At 34.3% G+C, this 22,225-nt stretch carries 18 protein-coding genes and 1 riboswitch; of the genes, 3 read left to right on the forward strand and 15 right to left on the reverse strand.

Annotated features, from left to right (window positions below):
- Positions 1–118 precede the first annotated feature (118 nt).
- Positions 119–682 carry a YhcN/YlaJ family sporulation lipoprotein gene (locus tag LG329_RS04585; protein ID WP_404453933.1) on the forward strand — a complete coding sequence of 188 codons (564 nt, stop codon included), beginning with the start codon at positions 119–121 and terminating at the stop codon, positions 680–682.
- Between the two features lie 18 nt (positions 683–700).
- Positions 701–1,663 carry a M23 family metallopeptidase gene (locus LG329_RS04590; protein WP_404453936.1) on the forward strand — a complete coding sequence of 321 codons (963 nt, stop codon included), beginning with the start codon at positions 701–703 and terminating at the stop codon, positions 1,661–1,663.
- A gap of 41 nt (positions 1,664–1,704) precedes the next feature.
- Here LG329_RS04590 and LG329_RS04595 read toward each other — a convergent pair whose 3' ends face one another.
- The 14 genes from LG329_RS04595 to LG329_RS04660 form a co-directional block, all read right to left on the reverse strand.
- Positions 1,705–1,821: a methionine/alanine import family NSS transporter small subunit gene (locus LG329_RS04595; protein ID WP_404453939.1), complete on the reverse strand. Its 117-nt coding sequence runs from the start codon at positions 1,819–1,821 to the stop codon at positions 1,705–1,707.
- Between the two features lies 1 nt (position 1,822).
- Complete coding sequence (locus LG329_RS04600; protein WP_404453942.1) at positions 1,823–3,337, reverse strand: sodium-dependent transporter; 1,515 nt, start codon at positions 3,335–3,337, stop codon at positions 1,823–1,825.
- Positions 3,338–3,547: 210 nt separating this feature from the next.
- The gene (locus LG329_RS04605) at positions 3,548–5,104 is read right to left on the reverse strand and encodes a Na+/H+ antiporter NhaC family protein (protein WP_404453945.1); all 1,557 of its coding nucleotides are present in this window, start codon (positions 5,102–5,104) and stop codon (positions 3,548–3,550) included.
- 251 nt (positions 5,105–5,355) lie between these two features.
- Positions 5,356–5,532, reverse strand: a riboswitch (Lysine riboswitch).
- A 46-nt stretch (positions 5,533–5,578) separates the two neighbouring features.
- Positions 5,579–6,367, reverse strand: a complete 789-nt coding sequence (gene yunB / locus LG329_RS04610) for a sporulation protein YunB (RefSeq protein WP_404453948.1) — start codon at positions 6,365–6,367, stop codon at positions 5,579–5,581.
- Between the two features lie 58 nt (positions 6,368–6,425).
- Positions 6,426–7,511, reverse strand: coding sequence for an HD-GYP domain-containing protein (locus tag LG329_RS04615; RefSeq protein ID WP_404453951.1), 1,086 nt, complete (start codon positions 7,509–7,511; stop codon positions 6,426–6,428).
- Positions 7,512–7,666: 155 nt separating this feature from the next.
- Positions 7,667–7,969: a YunC family protein gene (locus LG329_RS04620; protein WP_404453953.1), complete on the reverse strand. Its 303-nt coding sequence runs from the start codon at positions 7,967–7,969 to the stop codon at positions 7,667–7,669.
- Between the two features lie 68 nt (positions 7,970–8,037).
- Positions 8,038–9,441: a bifunctional metallophosphatase/5'-nucleotidase gene (locus LG329_RS04625; protein WP_404453956.1), complete on the reverse strand. Its 1,404-nt coding sequence runs from the start codon at positions 9,439–9,441 to the stop codon at positions 8,038–8,040.
- Positions 9,442–9,453: 12 nt separating this feature from the next.
- Positions 9,454–10,272, reverse strand: a complete 819-nt coding sequence (locus LG329_RS04630; RefSeq protein WP_404453958.1) for a sulfite exporter TauE/SafE family protein — start codon at positions 10,270–10,272, stop codon at positions 9,454–9,456.
- A gap of 836 nt (positions 10,273–11,108) precedes the next feature.
- Positions 11,109–11,354 (reverse strand): hypothetical protein, encoded by a 246-nt coding sequence (locus LG329_RS04635; RefSeq protein WP_404453960.1) that lies wholly within the window; start codon positions 11,352–11,354, stop codon positions 11,109–11,111.
- 103 nt (positions 11,355–11,457) lie between these two features.
- A complete protein-coding gene (locus LG329_RS04640; RefSeq protein ID WP_404453963.1) occupies positions 11,458–13,200 on the reverse strand; it encodes a DNA cytosine methyltransferase in 1,743 nt (580 codons plus the stop codon).
- A gap of 238 nt (positions 13,201–13,438) precedes the next feature.
- The gene (locus LG329_RS04645; protein ID WP_404453966.1) at positions 13,439–15,211 is read right to left on the reverse strand and encodes an AIPR family protein; all 1,773 of its coding nucleotides are present in this window, start codon (positions 15,209–15,211) and stop codon (positions 13,439–13,441) included.
- A 1-nt stretch (position 15,212) separates the two neighbouring features.
- Positions 15,213–16,241, reverse strand: coding sequence for a PD-(D/E)XK motif protein (locus LG329_RS04650; RefSeq protein WP_404453969.1), 1,029 nt, complete (start codon positions 16,239–16,241; stop codon positions 15,213–15,215).
- Positions 16,234–18,978 (reverse strand): Z1 domain-containing protein, encoded by a 2,745-nt coding sequence (locus tag LG329_RS04655; protein ID WP_404453971.1) that lies wholly within the window; start codon positions 18,976–18,978, stop codon positions 16,234–16,236. The genes LG329_RS04650 and LG329_RS04655 overlap by 8 nt, the downstream gene beginning before the upstream one ends.
- A gap of 25 nt (positions 18,979–19,003) precedes the next feature.
- Positions 19,004–20,518, reverse strand: a complete 1,515-nt coding sequence (locus LG329_RS04660) for an ATP-binding protein (protein WP_404453974.1) — start codon at positions 20,516–20,518, stop codon at positions 19,004–19,006.
- 176 nt (positions 20,519–20,694) lie between these two features.
- Between LG329_RS04660 and LG329_RS04665 the strand changes: the two genes are divergently transcribed.
- Positions 20,695–21,450: a protein NO VEIN domain-containing protein gene (locus LG329_RS04665; protein ID WP_404453977.1), complete on the forward strand. Its 756-nt coding sequence runs from the start codon at positions 20,695–20,697 to the stop codon at positions 21,448–21,450.
- Positions 21,451–21,529: 79 nt separating this feature from the next.
- Here LG329_RS04665 and LG329_RS04670 read toward each other — a convergent pair whose 3' ends face one another.
- Entirely contained in the window at positions 21,530–21,733 is a 204-nt protein-coding gene (locus LG329_RS04670) for a hypothetical protein (RefSeq protein ID WP_404453979.1), read from the reverse strand.
- Positions 21,734–22,225: the final 492 nt, after the last annotated feature.

Here is a 22,225-nt window from a genome sequence, read left to right on the forward strand (position 1 = left end):
ATAACTACGATCAAAAGAACAGCGAAAGTGCCCGTTATAAGGAATCCGACTTATTCCGGTATGTCCTGTGCCAGAACTAGGCAAGGGCACTATAGCTAGACAAAAAGGCGGGAAAAATATGTATAACAAATTTGTAATCGCTATATTACTTTGTACAATGTTCATTTCAGCATGTGGGACTATGAATCAAGAAGCTGAACAGCAGGAACAAATTCAAAATGAACTAGATCCTGCAAGGGATGATGGACCTTCCTCTTTTAATGAGGAAAATCGACTGGGATATGTGCATTATACAAGAGATCAATTAAATAATGATGATGAAAATAATCATGCTGCAACAATGGACCGACATAAGATAGCCGATATGATTTCACGAATTATTTTGCGTAATGAGGGATTCGATGAGGTGGCTACATTGGTTACAGATAAAGAGGTATTGATTGCATATGGTAAAAATGACGAACTTGAGGACAAAACGGCCGCGGATATAGCTAAGAAAACTGCCTTATCCATTATGCCTGGCTTTTTCCATGTTTACGTATCTGATAATAGAAGTTTAATTCCTGATATACAGAGCCTCCACAATAGTAATACACAACAAGGTACTTATAGGAACACCATAACATCTATTATTGAAGAAATGAAGAAATCACCTCAAGGAATTGAAAATGAAAACAAATAAATACAAGGTGATGATGCTATGAAGATATATCGTATAATCTGTGCCTTACTTATTTTTCTTTTTATACAAGTAAGTACAGATTCCATTCACGCAGAAGAAAAAGAAGAAGATATCTATGTAAAACGTATGGAACTTTATAAAAAAACAGAAGCTTTAACATTAATTCCATGGTATTACCTTGCCGCAATTGATCAATACGAGCGGAATATTCAAAAGGATGTTCCGTCTTCACAGGTTATTTCCATTACCTTTGAACCTGTAAAATGGTTTGGTATTGGAAACACAGAAAATATGAATGAAAATGTGATTGCATTATTTAATGGCATTGGGAAAGATGGAGATGGAGACCATAAAGCAGATCCAAATAACCCAGAAGATGTCTTATATACGATGGCCCGTTATTTGCAAAGTTACGGTTACTCAAACGAAGATATCAGAATTGCCCTTTGGAATTATTATCAAAGAGATTTAAATGTGCAATCAATTATGAATACCGCACGCGTTTTTAATAAATTTAACGGTATTGATTTAGCAGATCGTGTTTTTCCTTTACCATCCAATTATAATTATAGTTACAACAATACTTGGGGAAACAGACGAGGGTTCGGTGGTCTTCGGATACATGAAGGAACGGATATTTTTGCAGATTACGGAACACCTGTTAGATCGACAACATATGGTGTAATCGAATTAATGGGTTGGAATTTATTTGGAGGCTGGCGGATTGGTTTACGTGATGTTCACAACATCTATCATTATTACGCCCATCTAAGTAAATATAAGGACGGTATAAAAGTAGGGCAAATTGTCAAACCCGGTGATGTAATTGGTTATGTTGGGTCAACAGGATACGGACCCCCAGGCACATCTGGAAAGTTTCCACCGCACTTACACTATGGAATGTATAAGGATAACGGATATAGTGAATGGTCATTTGACCCATATCCGTATTTGAAGAAATGGCAACGCATGGAAAAATAATAAGAGCCATTGTGATGTTTTACCACCACAATGGCTCTTATTTAATTATTTGATTTAGCTTCCTTTGATTTTTTTACGGCATTCATAATACTCGCCGCAAGTCCACCCCAGATAATAACCATACCAAGAATCATGATAAATATTGCACTGGCACTCATATTATTTGCCCCCTTTGGAATTATCTACTGTCTTCCATTTTTTTAGTGAAAGTAGAATAGCTACAACAATTGCCCCAATAGCAACGGCCCAACCGCCATAGGTTATAAACGCATCGCTATATCCACCATAGTTCCCTGTTTCAGTATCAAATTCCTGTAATAAATTTTGTTCAAATAATCTAAACATTTGATAACCTAATACAATTGGTGTAATGATACTTAAGCTTATCGTCCACCAAGCTCCTAATTTTATATCAGAAATTTCATTTGCATGTTCTTTAAATTCTCCAAGCTTACGGAAAACCCAAGCCATTAAGACCACTTCGACTAATCCAAGGAATGCAACACCAAATTGATTGATGAAATAATCAGCAACATCAAGGAAATTCAAGCCACCTTGTGTAGCGAAAAGCAAGGAAACAAGTGCGGCAAGACCGCCACCAAATAACACTGCTTTATTTCTTGAAATATTAAATTTGTCTACTAATCCTGCTACATATGTTTCTGTAATTGACATTAAGGACGTTAGTCCAGCCAGAACAAGTGAAGCAAAGAATAAGAATCCAAAAAGTGCATTAAATGCTGGGAACTGATTAATAATTTCCGGGAATACCACAAATGCTAATCCAACTCCACCGGCTACTACTTCATCTACTCCTACCCCTTGTTGAGATGCCATAAATCCAAGTACAGAAAACACCCCAATACCACAGAGTAATTCAAAACTAGAGTTACCAAAACCAGTGATGAATGCATTGTTAGTAATATCTGATTTTTTCGGTAAATAACTTGAGTATGTAATCATAATTGCAAATGCAATCGACATACTAAAGAAAATTTGTCCATATGCCGCAACCCAAACAGATGGATCCAACATTTTCCCGAAATCAGGTGCAAAGAATGCTTCTAATCCTTCCAATGCTCCAGGTAATGTAACTGCACGAATTACAATAATAATAAATATGATTACCAACGCTGGTATGAATATTCTGTTTGCAACCTCGATCCCTTTTTTAACACCTTTAAATAATATACCGAGTACAACAATCCATACAATTATTAACGGAATAAGAACTCCAGGTACAAAACCACCTATTTCACCCGGATCTGCTAAGTTTAAGTATTCACCAAACAGAAATGCTCCTGTATCGTCTCCCCAGCTTAAATTGAAAGAGAAAACAGAATATGATATTGCCCAGGCAATAATAACGGAGTAGTACGTTGATATGACGAAGGCTACTAATACTGCCCACCAGCCAACCCATTCAGCTTTTTTATTAATTCTTTTGTACGTTAAAGGTGCAGACCCTTTGTACTTGTGACCCATTGTAAATTCCATAATAAGGATTGGAATCCCCGCTGTAAGAAGCGCAAACAAATATGGTATAAAGAATGCTCCTCCACCATTTTCATATGCTACTGCTGGGAATCGCCAAATATTTCCTAATCCGACTGCCGAACCAACAGCAGCCATAATAAACCCTGCTCGTGTACCCCATTGAGACCTTGTCTCCATTTTTTTGACCTCCCCATGTCTTATTCCTTCTAAAGTATGTCTATGAAAAAAGTTTAGAAGGAATGTTATAAATGTTTACTTTTTTCAGATATTTATGATTATATTATAACCCTACCTTAAAACTATGTCAAAGCAATTTTGATATAGTTAAATCTCTCTTACCAAAAAACAGGCTGCCGAGTATTATACCTCAACAGCCTGATCTGGCAACTATATATTAGATGACTTCGTTTTATTTATAAAATGAATAAAGAAACTGATCACTATTATTAATACTAGTGTTAATAGTAGGGATAAAAGAATATTACCTGAATATCCTATTACCAGGTAACTAATACACCCTACAACTGCTGCAAGGCAAGCATACGGTAGCTGAGTTATTACATGGGCAATATGGTTTGAGCCAGCACCTGTTGAAGATAGAATAGTTGTATCTGAAATAGGTGAACAGTGATCTCCAAATACCGAACCTGCTAAAACAGCTGCAAGGGATGGTAACAATAATGATACATCCGTAATAACTGTAACCTCTGCTGCAATCGGCAACATAATTCCAAATGTTCCCCAGGAAGTTCCTGTAGCCAATGCCATCAAGCTAGCAATAATGAAAAAGAGGAATGGTAATAATGCAGCATCAATTGATGCTCTTTCCACTAATTGCGCAAGGTAATCTCCAGTTCCTAACGTATCAATTATAGAGCCAATCATCCATGCTAATAATAAAATATAAATGGCAGGAAGCATTGTCTTTATACCTTCAGCAAATATTTTCAATCCATTTACCCTAGGTTTACTTTGTACTAGATGGAAGATAAATGCTAAAGCAACTGCGAGTATTCCTCCAATGAATAAAGAAAGGTTAACATTCGTATTAGCAAAAATGTTCAATAGTGTCACATCTGTACTCGCTTGAGCTCCTGTTATAATCATTGCACCAACTGTTCCAACTACCAATACAATAATAGGAACAATCAAATGATATAATTTACCATTCTTATGTGGTTCAAAAACTTCACCTAAATCACCTGGAATATTTTTTTCATCAGGATCAATTAGTTCTCCTTTTTCAACAGCCCGTTCTTCATGCTTGCGCATAGGGCCAATATCCATTTTTAAATAAGCTGTGAAAAATACTAATAGTAAAGCTCCAATTGCATAAAAGTTTAAAGGTATCATTTTGATAAATGCCTCTAATGGTTGTAGATCCGTTATGCCGTTCGCGACAAGCAGACTGCCAATTACTCCAATAATGTACGCTCCCCAACTCGATATAGGAGATAACACCGTTACGGGGGCTGACGTAGAGTCTATGAGATATGCTAGCCTGGCCCTTGAAATTTTATGTCTGTCCGTAAGTGGTCGTGCAATCTGCCCAACAGCTAGTGCATTAAAATAATCGTCAATAAATATAATTAATCCTAAAACTGCTGTCATTACTTGTGCACCCGTACGAGTTTTCACTCGTTTGATCATGTATTCTCCAAATGCACGACTTCCTCCTGATGCAGTTAGAAATGCCGTCATAATTCCTAGAAGTAACAAAAACCCTAGTAACAATAAATTACCGACATTAAGTCCTTCTGCTGTATAGAAAATTTGATAAAAAACAACCCAGATTTCTTCAATTGTCCCCAGTATATTAAAGTCATGGATAAACAATGCTCCAACAAGGATTCCAATTCCGAGTGATAATAATACTCTTTTTGTAAGTAATACCAAAACAAGCATGAGAATTGCTGGTATTAATGAATAAATCGTTCCTTCCATTCTTCTTACCTCCACATATTTTATATGAAAGTGCACGGAGATACGTATAAAGAGAAACTTGATTCGCGGGGTTCTTCCCACTGAGTGTTAGTTGAACCGATCCGGCTTGTACGGGCAGTTAGCTCCCACCTATGGTTACTCCATTTATGATGTGGCGGGTTACTGCTCGTCAAACTGCGAAAAAAGCACACAAAAAAACAATGATAGAAAATAACCTACCATTGTTTTTACAATATACGTTATCCTCCATTTCGATCAGTAGTTCTCCATGCACAATCTCGAACATGACAGTATAGCTTTTCTTCAAAACTATCCCAGCTATAATAAGTTTGACTCTTATTACGCTTCGGCAAACAACCCTTTCATCAACATTCATCGTTGTCATTCTCCTGTTGACTAATCTTACTGTTTGCGCCTCTACCTCACCGATCTGATAAGGTTTAGTTTATGAAATTATGGTTTTATTATACTAAGTTATTCCTTATCTTGCAAGTCGCTTTTTGGAATTGCTATTGGTGGGGTACCATTTCCACCACCATAGAAATCTGGTATGTCTCCCATAATCGTTCCTGAATCAATGAAAATTTTAGTGCTGACTTCGGCCGTATCTGTAGTAAACGGTACGACAATGTCCACTCTTACCTGTACCTCAACATAAATTTCATATATTACTCCATTTATACCGACTTGTTTCTCATCCATAAAAATATCGGATTGAATTGCACCAACAATTTCAAAATTAACAGGAATTCTAGGACCTAAGTTAGCAAGAATTGTATTTTCAAATGCTTGCCCAATTGGTATTTCCACAACAGTCGGATCTTTATCGGCTAATTCATCTGCTGAATCACCAAAATCCTCAGTAGGCAATGATGGGTCATCTGTATCAACGGTTTCTCCCTTATTCATATTGTAAAGAAAGCTCTCAGCACGTTGAGTAACAGTTCTAAGTGCTTTGTTGTAAGTTGCAGCATTCCATTCCATCAATGCTACATTTCCCTCGTCATCATAGGACACATTAACTAGTTCATCAAAAGTAAGATTCTCACTGGATTTCACTGCGGCATTAATTGCACGTGTTGCAAATTCTTCTGTTTTTAATTCAGCAATTTCCATTAATGGTGGTCGTATCTTATTGCCTACAAACCAAACGCTAAACCAAATCATTGCTATAAACAAAACACACGTTACAGCTAATATGTACTTTACTGGAGGCGGCGTACGCTTCTTTTTAAAATTGAAACTCTTTGGTTGCATCAACATAAAATACCCCCTTAACACAAGTTATGCTTGTTTTAAGCGGGTTAGAATATAATTATACTCATTCGTGAAAGCAGGCCTTAATTGTAATCGAAAGAATCTTAGATAAATCAATTTCATAGGGCAATACATGCTGTTGCTTCTCGTCTTTTGTTACTCGAACAATTGGGCGATCACATAAATGCTTATGTTGACGCGCAATCACTCCTGATCTGCTGTCACTTAATTCAACCAATAATCCGTTTGGATATACGGCTACACTTCGTTTAAAAGCCTCAACTATATCCTTATCAAAAAGGTTCACAGCACCTGCATAAAGTATCTCCAGACCTTCATGTGGCAGCATAGCATCACGATAACTTCGATTGCTTGTTACAGCATCAAACACGTCAGCAACGGCAATTATTTTAGCGTATAGATGTATCTGGTCCCCATCAATTCCCCTAGGGTAACCTGAACCATCTAACCGTTCATGATGCTGAAATGCGCAGTGAGCAACCATTAGGGGAATGCCCCCCTGTTTTCGCAAAAAATCATACCCATATTGAGTATGGCATTTTATCATTTCGTATTCAATTGACGATAATTTGGTTGGTTTCTTCAATATCTCTGGGTCTATAAAAATTTTACCAATATCATGCAACATAGAACCAACACCAATTTCAACAAGCTTATCTTTTGTTAAATTGAGTTCCATTCCTATTGCAAGTGAATATATGGTAACGTTTAAGGAATGTTGAAAAATATAATCATCCGTAACAAAAACATCTGCTAATAATGATAAAGCATCCTTTTTGTTCATAATTTCATCAAGTAGTCGCTCAACTACACTTGACATTTGTTTACCTTTTTTCTCTAAAATATATGAACGATCAGCTAAGCCATTTTGTTTTATATCATTAAAGGTATCCTTAATCGTTTTTGTCGCATCAATTCTTGCTTCTTCCGAAATAACTGATTCAATTTGAATATCATTGGTTAACTCGTCTTCGATATATATATATGTAATCCCTTGTTGAACAAGACGATTGATCATTTGCTGTGTTAAGCTTAATCCTTTTTGAATTAGAACCTTCCCACTATCGTTAAATATGGCTTGTCCAACAATGGTTCCAGGTTTAAGTAATTTTGTGCTAGCTAATCTCATAGCGGCGTTCTCCTAACTCTGTATCATACCGAATTGAACTCATCATGATACTAAATGTTCAGTAGAAAATCCTGTCACTCGGCACTTTATAAAAGCAAATGGTTTCTTATTAAGTCAAATAACTAGTATGCCTTCCTTTGTGGAAGACATACTGGTTATGATATGCGCCCCAATGCATCTTTTCCAATCATCCCTATTTCCCAGCCGAACGATTTTGATGCATCGGTTATTTTTTCAAGTGGTGCATGTAATAAATCATCAATGGTTCTAACGCCAACAGCCCGGGCTGCAATAACATTCCGATCTGATAACTTTTCATTTAAAAGGTCTACATCTAAAGCGCCACACATGATATAACCGATATCGTTTGAAATCATGAGTAAGTTAGTCTTTGGAAGTTCCACAGTAATTGCGGTGAAAAACATCCCATCAATTTCTAAAGGATTTACAGTAATCATTCAAGTATTGCCTCCTTTTCTCCATCACCATATATATGTATGCAGATAAGGGCTTAGGTGCTACTCGACTACTGTTTTGATCCGTATTCCTTCTTTAACGTTTGGGCTAACAAATCCCGTAGAAATTCAGGCAGGTAATACTTTTTGCTTTCAGACTTAGCGACTTCTGGCAATAATCTTCCAAAAGTAAATGTATCAGCTGTTGCTACATGGTAAGAATGATCAGGATTTAGTGGTTGCCCATTCATGGTCACATTTTTCACGTATTCCTGCCCATCTTCCTTTATTTCTGTTTCTACTTCTACACCCGCATATATCATCCTACCAAGAACTTCTCCACGAAATCCAAATCCTTTTAACTTTAATTCCATAAATTCTTTTGTGAATGATGCGCGAATTACTTCCATTAGTTCATCACCTTTTAAGATGACTACACAAGGATTGATTGGATGTGGGCAAATACGGTGAATATCTTTAAGAGATACGTCTCCTACTTCAAACTGATCAAGCAAAACCCCGGCATTTAACATTGCACAGTCAGCCTTTGTCCAAGCTTTTAATGTTTCTGACAGCTTCTCCATTATTGGTGTATCATTAAACCAACTAACTTCAATTGCCTCACTTAGTGTAACAACTTTTTCTTCGAGGACTTTATCCGCTTGAACAATTAAGTCATTTAATTTTTCTTCTGTTTGTAAGTCTTTTGCTCTATGTGTTATATCGGTTGTATACGCCTCTTTGTTAACTAATTTTTTCTGCGTTTGGTCCCATGTCAATATAACTTCACCGACAAATGCACAATGTTTTCCCGCAGCAGTAATAATTGTGTTGTTTATCGTTTCACCTGTACGCAGTAAATGATGTGTATGTCCGCCAATAATAACATCGATATCGTCATACCTTCTTGCAATTTCCTGATCTTCCGTTATACCTAAATGTGACAATAGAATAATGATATCTGTATGGTTTGCAAGATCCCTTATATAGGTATCCAATACTTCAAAAGGGGGTGCAATATGCCAATCCAATAACTCATAAAATGCATTAAATGGTGCAGTTAACCCTAAAACGCCAATCTTTACCCCGTTTACTGAGGTAATTTTAACGCTTGGCTGAAACCAAGGTGGATGAGCGCCTTTAAGGTTTTGCAGATTCGCACATACGACTTCAAAATTAGCATCATCATATAAATGATACAAATCTTCATGCGCAAGCGTGATTCCTTCGTTATTTCCTAAAGTAACAACATCATATCCTACATCATTCATTAATTGTACATTCGCCTTTCCCATAAACGCTTCGGCAATCGGATGTACACGGTCAACATGATCACCAATATCAAAAAGCCAACAGGACTGATTTTCTGCATTTTTCTGATCCTTTACTTCCTTTAAATATCCTGCTACCCGGGCCCATCGACTAAAATTACTATGTAAATCGTTCGTATAATAAAAGAATAATTTTTCCTCCACAAAACCTACTCCTTATGTTAATCCTTCAATAATTAAACGTAATCCGACAACTATTAAAAGCACGCGCAAAATCCATTCAAGTGCCTGACTTTTTACTTTCTGATTCACCTTAGCGCCGATTGTTCCACCAATCCAGGCTCCAGGAATAAAAAATAAGACATATTGCCATGATACATGACCAAGAATAATATGTGTTCCAGCACTTATGATACTAATAAAAACAATCATAAACATGGATGTCGCGACTGCGATATGTGCAGGAAATCCAAACAGTAAAATCATCACTGGAACCATGATAGATCCACCACCGATACCGAACAGACCGGCTAATGTTCCAACAAGTAACGAAACAATGAATGCGGTCCAAAAGGATACCGAGTAATGATATGTTTTTCCGTCGAAATGAAACGACCGCATGTTTTTCTGTGAACTAGATGGTTCTTCTGATATTGCTTTCCGTTTTAATAAAAATAATAATGATAGAACTACCATTAGAATACCGAAGTAAAACGAAAATTTTTCTGCCGCAACAAATTGATTTAACCATGATCCGAGGATCCCACCAGGTATACTTCCAGATAATAGTAATAAACCTGTCTTATAATCAACTCGGCCTTTTTTTAAATAAGAAATAGTTGAAGAGAGTGCAGTAAAAACCATCACAATTAATGAAATTCCTACAATTGTCTGTGGAGTAGCCCATGCGAATTCACTTGAAATTTGATGTAAAAATAATAAGGCCGGAATCAGAATAATTCCCCCACCAAGTCCGATCAGACTGCCTCCAAATGCTGTGACTATCCCAACTATAAAACATATAATGTAAACCAATTATATCCCTTCCGTCTTCCAATCTTTATTTACGTCTATCTTATAATTAATATTAGCACGCTTTAAGTGGCATTTCTAATTATTGGATGCACGGTATATTTGATTAAAGGTAGATATATTAGAAAAGCGCAAGCGCCTTGGTCAGCCCCGACAAGTTTAAGACGAATCTCTTAGTGATGATTTTTATCACAAAGAGATTTGACTTAAAACCTCAGGCGGGCTAGGGCGCTTGCGCTAGACAGATTAACGCCAAAGTTTTTATACTTTCTTTACTAATAACAAAAAACCCGCAACATTGTGCGGGTTTTTTAAAAAGGGTTTATCCTATTGAACCTTCCATTTCGAATTTGATTATTTTTGGATTTCATTTTATGTCATAACTATTCAAAATGCTTACGTTGTTTGTTTTTTTCAATATCAGCTTTCAAACTTATTTATACTTTTTCAATTTAACGGGGCACATTTGGGGCACAAAAGCCACTAATACTTAATTGAAAGGACATGAACCAAATTTTAACTTATGTAATTGTCATCATAAATTACATTTCTACTGCGTTAGATAACTGAACTGTTATTATACTTTTGCGTATTTATTTCTATCTAACCCTATCTCAAATGATGTTTTATTAGCATAATTATTTAATCCCTATTTTTTATAGTTCTTCAGCGATACATCCCATGGAAATACATTACTCATATAAACCAGTTAATACCGAATACTTTATTCATTATTAAGGCTGTAGCTTAACAGAGTAAATTTTCAAAGCCATATAAATCACCATAAGTTCTTCACATAAAATTGACTTCCATTATAAGAACTTCCCTTCTATCAAAAATTAATTCTTATAGTAATCAATAAGTTCGTTATAATCTATATTTTCAAAACTGATGTGAATAATTTCCGACACATAACCTTCGGTGATCGATTGGAGATCATTTTTTATTTTGTTTTCAATTTTTTCACTTAATATAGATATAAGCTCTAGCTCGTCATTTGTTTCTGTATCATTTAAGATAATATCTATTTCATCACCTAACCATTTTGAAACTAATTTTGTTTCGACATTTTTGAATTTGTTCATTGGGCAACTCTCCTCTTTAACATTATAGCTTACTATCTTCTTATCTTGTAATATACTACTTGTTATTATAAAAAAAGAAATCGTTTGGAAAAGCAAGTTTTTTCTAAGAATGAATAAGCGGCTCGTTAATTTGTGTACTTGATTTGTTTACATTATCTTTATTAAGAAGATCACTTACTTTCAAAGGAACCTTCCTATCTAATGACTCCAATAAGCTCTCCGCTATAACCCTTGCCAATAAGGGCGGCACAGCATTACCAATTTGCTGATACTGACTATCTTTACTACCCTTGAAAATATAGTTATCTTTAAAAGATTGTAACCTAGCTGCTTCACGTATACTTAAAGCTCTATCACTAACCGGATGGATCCACATTGATTTTCTTACATTCAACACTGTATCAGAGGGCAATTTATAATTAAGTCTCTTATAAACGGTATTTTGCGTTCTAGTATGATCACTATATGTTGCCTTTAATGATTCATCCAAGTCGTGAAAGTTTTGTCCAGGTAGTAATGCCTTAAATCTTTTTATTGCAATTTCCCTTGTATTAGTTCTCACATGATTATGAAGCTTCTTCTCATCATCATTAAGGTAATTATTTAACTTACTTAATAAGATTGGGGAAGTTGTTTTAACCTTCTCCCCTTTTAATATATCTATCCCTGGTGAGTCTTCCTCTAAATCACCTATAGCATCATGTATTGTATAGTAATCCTCTGCATTTTCAAATAGGGGTTTTGGGAGCTTTATATCTTCATTTTTTAATAACGTTTTATTTATACCTATTAAAATTAACCTTTTTCTGACTTGTGGAACACCATATTCTGCTGCATTAAATAAATTATGATCATTATTTACTTTATAGCCTAGGTATTCTAATTTTGCAGTTAAATATTCTAACACATTAAATGTTTTCAACTTAATTAACATACTGTTACCAATACTAAACAATAAATCTTTATAAAGAATGTGGTTGTCGAATACTTCCTTTATCTTATGAAGTACTTTTTGTGTTTCCACAATAACATTTATAGAACTATGTAGTTGGACAGAATCAACATTCCTATCACCTTTCAGGATATTTTCCAAATTTACCCTGACTTTATTCAATTCTTCCTCATAACGTTTACTCCAGCATGCTGATACTAGAGTACCCCACAATGAAAGTAATTGACTCAAGTATTTTAAGTTTTTTTTCTCTTTGAAATACTCCTCTAAATCATTATCGTTTCCGGTTTTTCTAAGTACTGTGCTTAACTTTGATACTACATTCTTGTCTATGAGATAAGGCGACAAATCCCTATTTTCTTGGGAAGACCTAGTTATAAATTCTATTAATTCTGGAGAGACGCAAGTCTTTTGACCAATTTTAATATCTTCTAAACCAAGCTGAATATTCAGCTTTTTAATTTCTGCAATATCATTTTTACTATAGTAAAATTTGTGTTTTTTAGAACCCATACTACTTACATTTTCCATAACTAACGCTTTAGGTCGTATTTCTTCAATTGCTTTTAAATAGTATTTCACCAATTGGTTATTACTTGATATAAGAGTGTTCTTTTGACGATTTGCATTAGAGAATCCTTGGCATGGCGGTCCACCTATTACTACGTCTATATCACGATAAATCTCTTTCAAATTTCCATTACCATCTAAAAAGTTTAATTTTGTAATATCGCGTTTCAATAATACTTTGTCCCCATGATTTTCCTTGTAGGTTTCTCTCGCGTTATTATCAAGTTCAACTGCCATTTTTACTTCAAACTGCCCAGTCTGTTCGAATCCATTACTCATACCGCCTGCTCCTGCAAATAAATCTATTATCTTTAATTTCGTCATAAAAATTCTCTCCTCTAGAAGGGATATCTTCTATATAACTATCATAAAATTACTTTTTATCTTAATGATCTTATTATGAGCCTACGTGTTTTAAACATTACCCTACCATCTTTATTATACCATTTTAATTATATCACTACTAAAGACGAATTTAGGGTACAGCCACTTTTATATGACCGCATATACTTAACAAGCTAGCTTTAAAAAAACTGAGTGCCCTTTAGAAAGGCCCTCAGTTCTAAATAGCTTCTGAGCTATTTTGATTCAAACGGTATTTGGAATTTATTTTTTTTGTTTTTAAATCTTCCCAGCATTTTTTCTTCTTACACCATTGAGTGACATTTGTAGTACCTTCTGGCGTTTCAGTAATATGAGTAAAAATTACTTTTGCAAGCTCCCGAAAAATATCGTTCAAATCTAAACTGATTTCTTGGTTTTCCCAAATTTTATCAAAGTTTAATTCCCCAGAATTTATAAATGAAAAATAAGATATTGTATAAGTTACTATATTAGCCTTGTACCCACCAAAGTCTAGATCTTTTACAATCTTATCGATCGTTTTAAATAATATGGCTTTTGCTACTAAATGTTTGTAAAACCTTTGGTCTGGTTGAACCTCTTCTTTTTTCATGATTTCAATAAACTCTAAAAAATTCGTTTCTGCACCTTTACTTACGAGATCAGGATGCTGCATCCATGACATTTCATATTTAGCAACTTCAGTTTTCTTTATAACTTGCTTTTTTGGATTTTGTACCTGAAAAGTTTTTTTTCTTGCAGGCGTACCTTGTCTATTTAACTCTACTAAATACTGTCCACGTGCTCTTTCAAAAAACCATTTCGTTGTTCCTTTACCCTTGAAGTCTTTATTCGGAACCCATATCGTCCGTGAAAGATTTTCTAAGACAACTTGAAATGGATCGTTTGCAGTTAAATCAGATACTGATATTTTATTTTGACTGTTTGCATATTTAGAAATAGACGCTACAATTTCTCCTGTTTTGTGGCTTTCCTTAATAACAGTTAATTTAATTTGAACAAAAACGTGACTTAAAGGTACTTTGTTCTTTAAGGCCTGATATAACGATGCAGTTGTCTGTCCACCATTAACAATTTGCCAACCTGACAATTCTTTCACAAAAAGCATATTTTCATTTGCACTAGAACTAAAGATTGCTTTTTCGGCAACTGTTGATATTCCATTATTATATGCCATAAACATATTAGGATCCTTTTGGATTGTATCACGAATACCACGATTAATATTTCCTCTTGCTTGTAGAAACGATCTAACATTACGTTCTATTAATCTCTGTCCCCAGTGATCATATACTCTAGCAAGGAGTTCTCCTGATAAAACACCTACATAACAATCATAAATAGGATTGTTATCTGGCATTTTAACTAATTGAACTTCTTCTTCAAAATCTTTTTCAAAATTTACCTTTAATTCTTCAAGCCCCTTTTTCTCATTAACAAATTGGAAAAGTCGCTCTACATCCCACACATGGTAACTAACTTTAATATTCCCTATTTCTTCATCAGCAGGATTTTCATTTACGGTAATTCCATTCGTTAAAAAATAGATTTTCACTTTCCTTATTTCTTCAACATTATTTTCCAATATATCAGCGAACTCAAATGCTTCTCGCTGTGATTCTTCAATTTGTGTTTTTAAACCTTTTAGGGACTGCGTAAAGAATTTAATTCCACGGTTACAACCTTGCTTAATTTTTTTAGAATTTATTTTTCTAGTTGCCTTTAACTTGTCAAAGTTCGCTACAAATATCGATATAGAATCAAAGTCTTGAGTGTACTCATATGCGTTAATTTTTAATCCCCTTTTAGATTTTTTAAAATTACACACTTGATAATCAAAACATTCCTCAGCATCTATTAAGTAATCACAAAACTTTTCTACAAAGACATCTTCTGCACCTTCCATTTCTGCTTCAGTAGTTGCTAAAATATCTTCTAAAAAGTTTTCCGCAAAAGAAAACGTATCCTTCATTTTATTTCTCCTCATTTTGGGCATAAATATTTATAATTTCCTTAAACTCGACCTTATATGGTTCACAAGCTCCCAAATTAATAGAATATCTTAGGTCGCCAACCCCATTATGCAGTTCCTTTGACAGCAATCTTGGGAACCCATCAAATACTTGATAGGATAACAGTTCTTGAAAAACAAAACCCGTATCATATAAATCTGAATGGATATCTAAATAGCCTACTAGAAACAGTTTTTCCTCAAAAAGATTTAAGGAGTACGGGTCATTGACTAATTCTCTTCTAACACTCTCTATTATTTCAAATAGTGTCTCCCCACTATCGATCTTTCTCATGACTACCGCTAACAAAAAAAGACCTTTTAAGCCAATATCATCCAGCTGTTTTTCATTATTAATAAACACTTTATAATGTTTTTTTGAGGTAATAGTTTTTACCTCTAATGCTATGGCTGATTTTTGGAAATCGTTAGGTTCTTTCTCTGGACCCACCCAATTTTCTATTGTATTTGGGTCATTTTGTAGTAATTCTCTTAATACCCAAAGCTCCCCGTATAAACCTATTTCCGCCTCTTGTGATAGACCTTCCCAACCATTAATACTAAAGAAACTTCTCCAGCGTTCTAAGTTCCTCTGAAGTTTACTTAACATATCACCATATTGACTTAAACTTAATAAGTCATTACATATATTCTCAATTACAGCTTCAAATATTTTATGATCATATTCTTCTTGATGAGATAGAACTAAAAACCATTCATCATAATATCCTGCCAAAGGAATAGAAGTTTTATTTTGAACTATGGTCAATCCATTCCACATAGGCAAATTAGTAACTGTTTTAGAACTTAACTTCTCTTTCACATGAATAAATAAGTACCTTGTCTTATTTTTTGGATTTAAACCCAAAAATAAAGAAACAGCTGCACCACTATCGATAAACCGCAATGCTAGGCTTTGTTTTGTCTCTTCTACTCTTGTAGAAGCATCTTTTTCCAGACTTTTTATGATATCAATTATTTCTTCATCCATTTTGTTCCTCCAAGTCTGAGAAAACATTATTAACAACATAGTCTACAGCCACTTCAGGATTATTAGTGTCTGGAAAGACTAATCCTATTCCAATGGGCCAGCTTGTTATTCCTTTATCTTTTAATCTATTGGATTGATCACGGTCAATTGGATAAATCAGTAATAAACCATTTTTCGGGTTTCTTACTTTCCCCCTAACCTTCTGGCTTTTATTCTGATTACTGTTACCTTCAATTTGTTCTTTCCTAATAAGTTGTTCTTTTGTAAAGTCTAAAAATTCATGGCCAGCTGACAATAATCGTTTTAAGGAAATTTTATTACCTGCTTGCTCTATACCACCCTTACGTACAATACCCTTAGAAACTTCCAAACCGCCAATCTTCTCATAGTCATTGGTTTTCTCACCAGTATTTATTAGACAAACTGTCCACTTTGTTAACTCATCATTTTCAAGTTGCTTTTCAATGTATTGCTTTAAATATCTACTGTTAGCCCTAGGTGCAGATGGAGCGGTTTTATAATGAGAAAGGAAGTCAGCTATATCCTCTCCAGGGACGTCTTCCCAGAAATAATGCTTAGATGTAATTTTCTTTTCTTGTCTTTTCTGAAGAAAATTGTCAACGTGACTTCCTAAACCCCTAATGAATCTGTCAGTAACCGCTAAATTATGTGCAAAAACTTCATTGTCTAGTTCAAAAACCGTTGTTTCACTTACTGTCTTTCTATAAGAAAGTTTTTGTCTTTGGCCAGACTTCATTTTTAATTGACTGGTTATAAACATTACTGGATGCGTCTGTACTCTTAAACCAAATTCTTCTGGTGTAGCACCTCTGGAAGCCATATCTTCAATTTCTTCTCTAAGGTCTTCAGTTGCTACTGCAATATGTCTAAACCAGGAAGCTAGATCTTCTGTTGTATAAATCCTACAAAGATCAAAATATCCGTTCCTATATCCAAACCAACGCCCCATTTGCATTAGAGTATCATACATTTTACTTGCTCGAAGATAATAACTTACTGTTAAGCCTTCCAATGTTAACCCTCTGGAGAGTTTATCACCACCAACCGTAATAACATTCATACCTGTTGATTCATTTTCCTTATAATCTAAAATGTCCCCACTGGTTCCGTTAATTTCCTTTACAACAATACTTTCCACAGTCGGGACTAGCACATCTTCGATTTCTTCCCATTTATGGGTTGATGCATTAAGTTTTATTGAAGTAGGATTAATTTTATTCATCCAGATTTCTTTTAATTTGTCTTTAATTTTATAACTAGAAGTATCGCCATACCTTATTAAGTTTTTCACGTTGTACATTTCCTCTTTTATTAATTCATAAATATGATGTTGTACATCTTTAAACCTTGTCACGTGAATTAACATTGAATTATGATCATTTTCTTGTCCTCTTAATTTCCGAATTGCTATTGACAACAAAAAAGTTAAGATGGCTTCTTTCAAGCTTTCTGGTAAAGCGATAGGTATATGGTGCTTTTTATGTTTTGAAGGAACAAAGGTGTCGTGATATTTTATAAAGTTTATAAGTGGCATACTGTCATCGCAATCTTCATCTAACTGAAAAAATTCTGCTGGCCCAATATAATTGGATGGTTTGGGTAAGCTTAATATAAAATCTTTTGGGAAGAGCTCTGAACCGTATTGTTCGGAAAACGCTGTATTATGCACAAAAATATTAGCAAAAGGTGTAGCAGTATAACCTACATATGCTTTTTGTTCAAAAGTATTATAAATTTGTCTAATTAGAGCATTTATTTTTGTCGGGTCATAGTCTTCTAAAATGTTACCTTCTTCATCAAATAGATCCTTTGTATTTATGGAAGCTTGATCTGCTTCATCATCAATAAGTAACATAGGTACATTAGGGACAGTCTTGTGTGGCGCATCCTCGGATGATTTTCTAGCTTGCACACTGTCTTTTTGAAAATAGTTAAGCACATTTTTTAATACACTCGCATTTTTCTTTACTACTAACAAAAAGGGCTCAACACCGGGTTCCACACGAATCTTTTTAGCTATTGATCTACTGAAATCACCGTAATCATCCCTAGTGGTTAACGAATTAATTCGGCGAAATCCTTCTCCCGAGAGAGTACTTACACCAATTAGTTTGTTGTCATCTGGGTCTTGTTTAACGATGCTGGTTTCATATCCTAAAACTTCCTCATCCAACCTCATTTGCGTTTGACTACGCAGACTATTGTGCATCCCCGCCAATACAATTATGAGCTTATATCCCATATCGACAGCCTTGTTTATTAAACCAGTAAAATTTGCAGTTTTTCCCGATTGAACGTCTCCAACAACTATACCCCTTCTATCATATTGTCTATCGGTTGCAGTTGGGTCTTCCAACAAGTTAAGAATTTTATCAGTTGTTTCATCGATACTTTGCACAACTTTTGGAGAACGGTGCTTCACTTGTATTAAATACCTCTCGTATCTATGCCAGAAGTTCATATCAACGTTTCCTTTTCTGTCATAATACCACGGTATATGATCATGAGTTTCATCAGTTATAATTGAGTCGTAACCTATGAAAGTATTTATAGACTCAAGCAAATTTGCTTTTAATTTATCAGCTTGAACATCTGGTATTTCCTTTAAGGTCTTTTTAATTGCTTCCTCTAATGCTAATTCGTTATCATCCATTTGAGATTCATAAAGTTTGTAGAATATTAAAGCCATACTTCTAGCATCATTGAACTTTGACATATTACCACATCCAATTTTTTTATAGTTATTCTTCTAAAATTCCCGTTATTAGATCAGGGTAATGCTTATAAGGCTCTATGTTTTTTAATTTATAGAGGATATCTTCTTCTCCATAATTAATTTGTCTCATTGCATATATAAAATCTTTCATTCCTTGCATTAAATTACTTCTTTCATCATCACTAAGTAAATTTTTGTACGAGTTCTCTTCCCCTACTTTTACAGATTGACTTGGCATTATATTGACTGGTAAGTTTTCTTCTACTAAGGACAAATAAGTACTTAACAGTTTCTTATCACTAGTTAAATCTTCATATATCTTTAGTAATAACGGGTGATCCCTGTTTAACTTATAAAAGGATTTTCCATGTTTATATACCTGTTCCCAAAGATGGGTGTATTCGCCTAATGGTTTTTTCGATGTAAATAATTTGGTACCTCGGTGAAAATAAACCTTATAGGATGCTTCCCTTCCTAAATTTCCAATCCTTTTTAACTCTTGTAATATATTTTGAGGTGGTCGAGCTACAGATTTCTTAATATCTATTTGCCAATTAAAATCAGATTCACTAGTTATATCTATCATTATTCTTGCTAATTTATATGGTTCTTCTTTTTTAAATAAACCCAGCCAACTACCAGCCACTAGCAATCTCTTATTTCTATAAATATAAAATCCTTGTTGATTATTCCACCCTTTAGGACCCTCTGCCTTTTCATACTCTTCTTTTGATAACTTAGAGTGATGAGGTAAAACATAAACTGATATTTTTACTATTTGTTCTCCATCTTGAAAGGGTTCTTCTAATAATTCCTGAGTAGTGTCCTGGTCTAGAAGGTAAGGATCCCATGATGCTAGTTGGCGGCCATTTATAGTGATTTTAATAGAATTATAACCAGTTAAAAAACGATGATAGACCATACATAAATGTTTTTCAACCTTATTTATCTTTGACAAGAATGCATTGTAATTTTTCTTAGAATAAGAAGAAGCTATTACACGATCTAATTCTTCTAACAAAACGATTGTCCCAGTTTTATTCCCTAATAAAAAACCGCTCAAATTATCCAAAGACTGTTCGTCCTTGGGATTTTTTAGAAGAGTCCATTTACGTGTATCCTGAATAGTATCTAAATCCCAACAACGTATATAAGAAAAGTTTTCTTTTGCTTTAGATTTAACAGTCAATCGTCTACTTTGTGAAAAAGATGCAGTTTTCAACCCCATGCCAAATCTACCAAGATCATTTACCTCACGGTTTTCTAAAGGACTTCTAGATCCCAGTTTCATGGCTTGAACCAAGTCTTTTTCATTCATCCCGATTCCATTATCTTCAATACGAATATAACTGTTTGTTTCATCCCAATAAAAATTTATTTTAACCTCTGTGGCATGAGCTGAAATACTGTTATCGATAATATCTGACAAGGCTGTTTCTAGGTTATAACCAATAGAACGCATCGATTCAACCACAGAAGTTGCTTCTGGAGATACATACTCATAATCATATTCATATTTATGATCAATATTTGATTTCAAACGAACACCACCGTTCATCAATTTCTAACATTTCTAGTTCTAATATACCATTCTTCATTAAATTCCCCAAGAAATTATAAGAGAAATGGGGCGATATTCTTCCATACCTAATTAATTTCAATTTTTTCCTACAATTATTAATGGTAAAATAAACTATAGACTTGGGGGGAATAGAAATGAATTCAAACAGAAATAAAGTACTGGTAATTGCGTATTATTTATCTAAATATAATAGGCGAGCCCTATTAAACTTAAATTACAATACTTTTAAAGATGCTTATGACGAAGCAAGTAATAAACTAGGATTTAAGCCTAATACCATAAAGAACAGGAGAGATGACTTTGATTCCATACATGATAACGGAAGGAGTGGATGGTACCAAAAAGAACTGCCGAAAAGGAGTTTAGAAATAGTAAACATTTTAAAAAACTTAAGTGAAGATGCACTAACTGAAATTGTTAAAGACATTTTAAGTTCGGACAAAAGTAAAAACAATATTATCAATTTAATAGATAATGGCGAGGAAAACGGGACTATAGATAGCTTCTTTAATAGCAGGGGCGTCACGGGAAAAAAAGCCGAGGAGCTGTTTGTTGAATACTTTAACAATGGTTTTTTTCATAAATATCAAGGAGATTTAATTGACACTAGGGACGAAGGGAGTGGCTTTGACTTTAAACTTGATGGGAATTCCGGAATAGTATTTGAAGTTAAGGGCCTTTCATCTGAAAGTGGTGGAATAAGCTTCACTGATAAAGAGTGGGAAACTGCGAAAAAATTAGAAGGAAATTATAATTTAGTTATACTTACCGACGTATTCAATAAACCAGAAATAAAAGTTATCAATAACCCTTATAATATAATACATCCAACCAAACGTGTGTATAGATCTGTTGCAATAAGTTGGAACATACAAAGTAAAGAACTTTAGTAATCCAATTACATATTGAAACTATAGTAGAAATAATTCCAAAAACTTCAAGAGTATCTTTCACTTCTCCTTTTTTTATTTAAATAAAAATTAGTACATATTGCCCTTTAGCAATATGTACTAACCTCGTAGAATCTATTCTGAATAATATCTCCTTCAACAACAACTGAGCTGCATGACAGAAATCTAAAACCACTCTCTTATAATCGTAAGCATCATCATTTTTTATAGCAGCCTCCAGATGTTCCAGTCCATGCTCAATTGAATCAATGCGTTCTCCCATAAAGTTATCCTAATCATTACTATGCCCATTATTTTTATTGACAATTGGTTTATTAACACTAATAACTAAATTATAACATTTATCTAGTTACATACATTTTATTAATTGATAGAACCCTTCTTCAATTAACCTGCGTTAAGATCACTCTTTCCCAAATACTGGTTCATTAATTTTAACATAACTAAAATACTCTAAAATGGAAATCTTGGTTATTCAAAAAAATGGCCCTAAACAAGAAAAAGAACGCATCCTTTATTCAAGGCGCCCTATTATGGAATACGCTTTTATTTAAATATGTAGTTAATAGGTAAGTTAAAAAACAACTGACAGTATACAATACTACGCTAAAAACTCTTTAAAAAGATAAAACAAAAAAATAACCCCTCATGTTGATTTTGGGTATCAGTGAGGGATTTCTCAAACTATGTGCCTTCCCCTCTTGATGGGGTTAGCTTATTGTTACAGTTCCATGTAACTAGCATGGGGCGATTT

It is taken from the genome of Virgibacillus necropolis (assembly GCF_044793635.1).
GTDB lineage: Bacteria > Bacillota > Bacilli > Bacillales > Amphibacillaceae > Virgibacillus_F > Virgibacillus_F necropolis_A.

Bases quoted from the DNA above. Each gene is read 5' to 3' on its own strand.
- LG329_RS04585 (WP_404453933.1), top strand. From the start codon at position 119: ATGTATAACAAATTTGTAATCGCTATATTACTTTGTACAATGTTCATT.
- LG329_RS04590 (WP_404453936.1), top strand. From the start codon at position 701: ATGAAGATATATCGTATAATCTGTGCCTTACTTATTTTTCTTTTTATA.
- LG329_RS04595 (WP_404453939.1), bottom strand. From the start codon at position 1,821: ATGAGTGCCAGTGCAATATTTATCATGATTCTTGGTATGGTTATTATC.
- LG329_RS04600 (WP_404453942.1), bottom strand. From the start codon at position 3,337: ATGGAGACAAGGTCTCAATGGGGTACACGAGCAGGGTTTATTATGGCT.
- LG329_RS04605 (WP_404453945.1), bottom strand. From the start codon at position 5,104: ATGGAAGGAACGATTTATTCATTAATACCAGCAATTCTCATGCTTGTT.
- yunB (WP_404453948.1), bottom strand. From the start codon at position 6,367: ATGTTGATGCAACCAAAGAGTTTCAATTTTAAAAAGAAGCGTACGCCG.
- LG329_RS04615 (WP_404453951.1), bottom strand. From the start codon at position 7,511: ATGAGATTAGCTAGCACAAAATTACTTAAACCTGGAACCATTGTTGGA.
- LG329_RS04620 (WP_404453953.1), bottom strand. From the start codon at position 7,969: ATGATTACTGTAAATCCTTTAGAAATTGATGGGATGTTTTTCACCGCA.
- LG329_RS04635 (WP_404453960.1), bottom strand. From the start codon at position 11,354: ATGAACAAATTCAAAAATGTCGAAACAAAATTAGTTTCAAAATGGTTA.
- LG329_RS04640 (WP_404453963.1), bottom strand. From the start codon at position 13,200: ATGACGAAATTAAAGATAATAGATTTATTTGCAGGAGCAGGCGGTATG.
- LG329_RS04645 (WP_404453966.1), bottom strand. From the start codon at position 15,211: ATGAAGGATACGTTTTCTTTTGCGGAAAACTTTTTAGAAGATATTTTA.
- LG329_RS04650 (WP_404453969.1), bottom strand. From the start codon at position 16,241: ATGGATGAAGAAATAATTGATATCATAAAAAGTCTGGAAAAAGATGCT.
- LG329_RS04655 (WP_404453971.1), bottom strand. From the start codon at position 18,978: ATGTCAAAGTTCAATGATGCTAGAAGTATGGCTTTAATATTCTACAAA.
- LG329_RS04665 (WP_404453977.1), top strand. From the start codon at position 20,695: ATGAATTCAAACAGAAATAAAGTACTGGTAATTGCGTATTATTTATCT.
- LG329_RS04670 (WP_404453979.1), bottom strand. From the start codon at position 21,733: ATGGGAGAACGCATTGATTCAATTGAGCATGGACTGGAACATCTGGAG.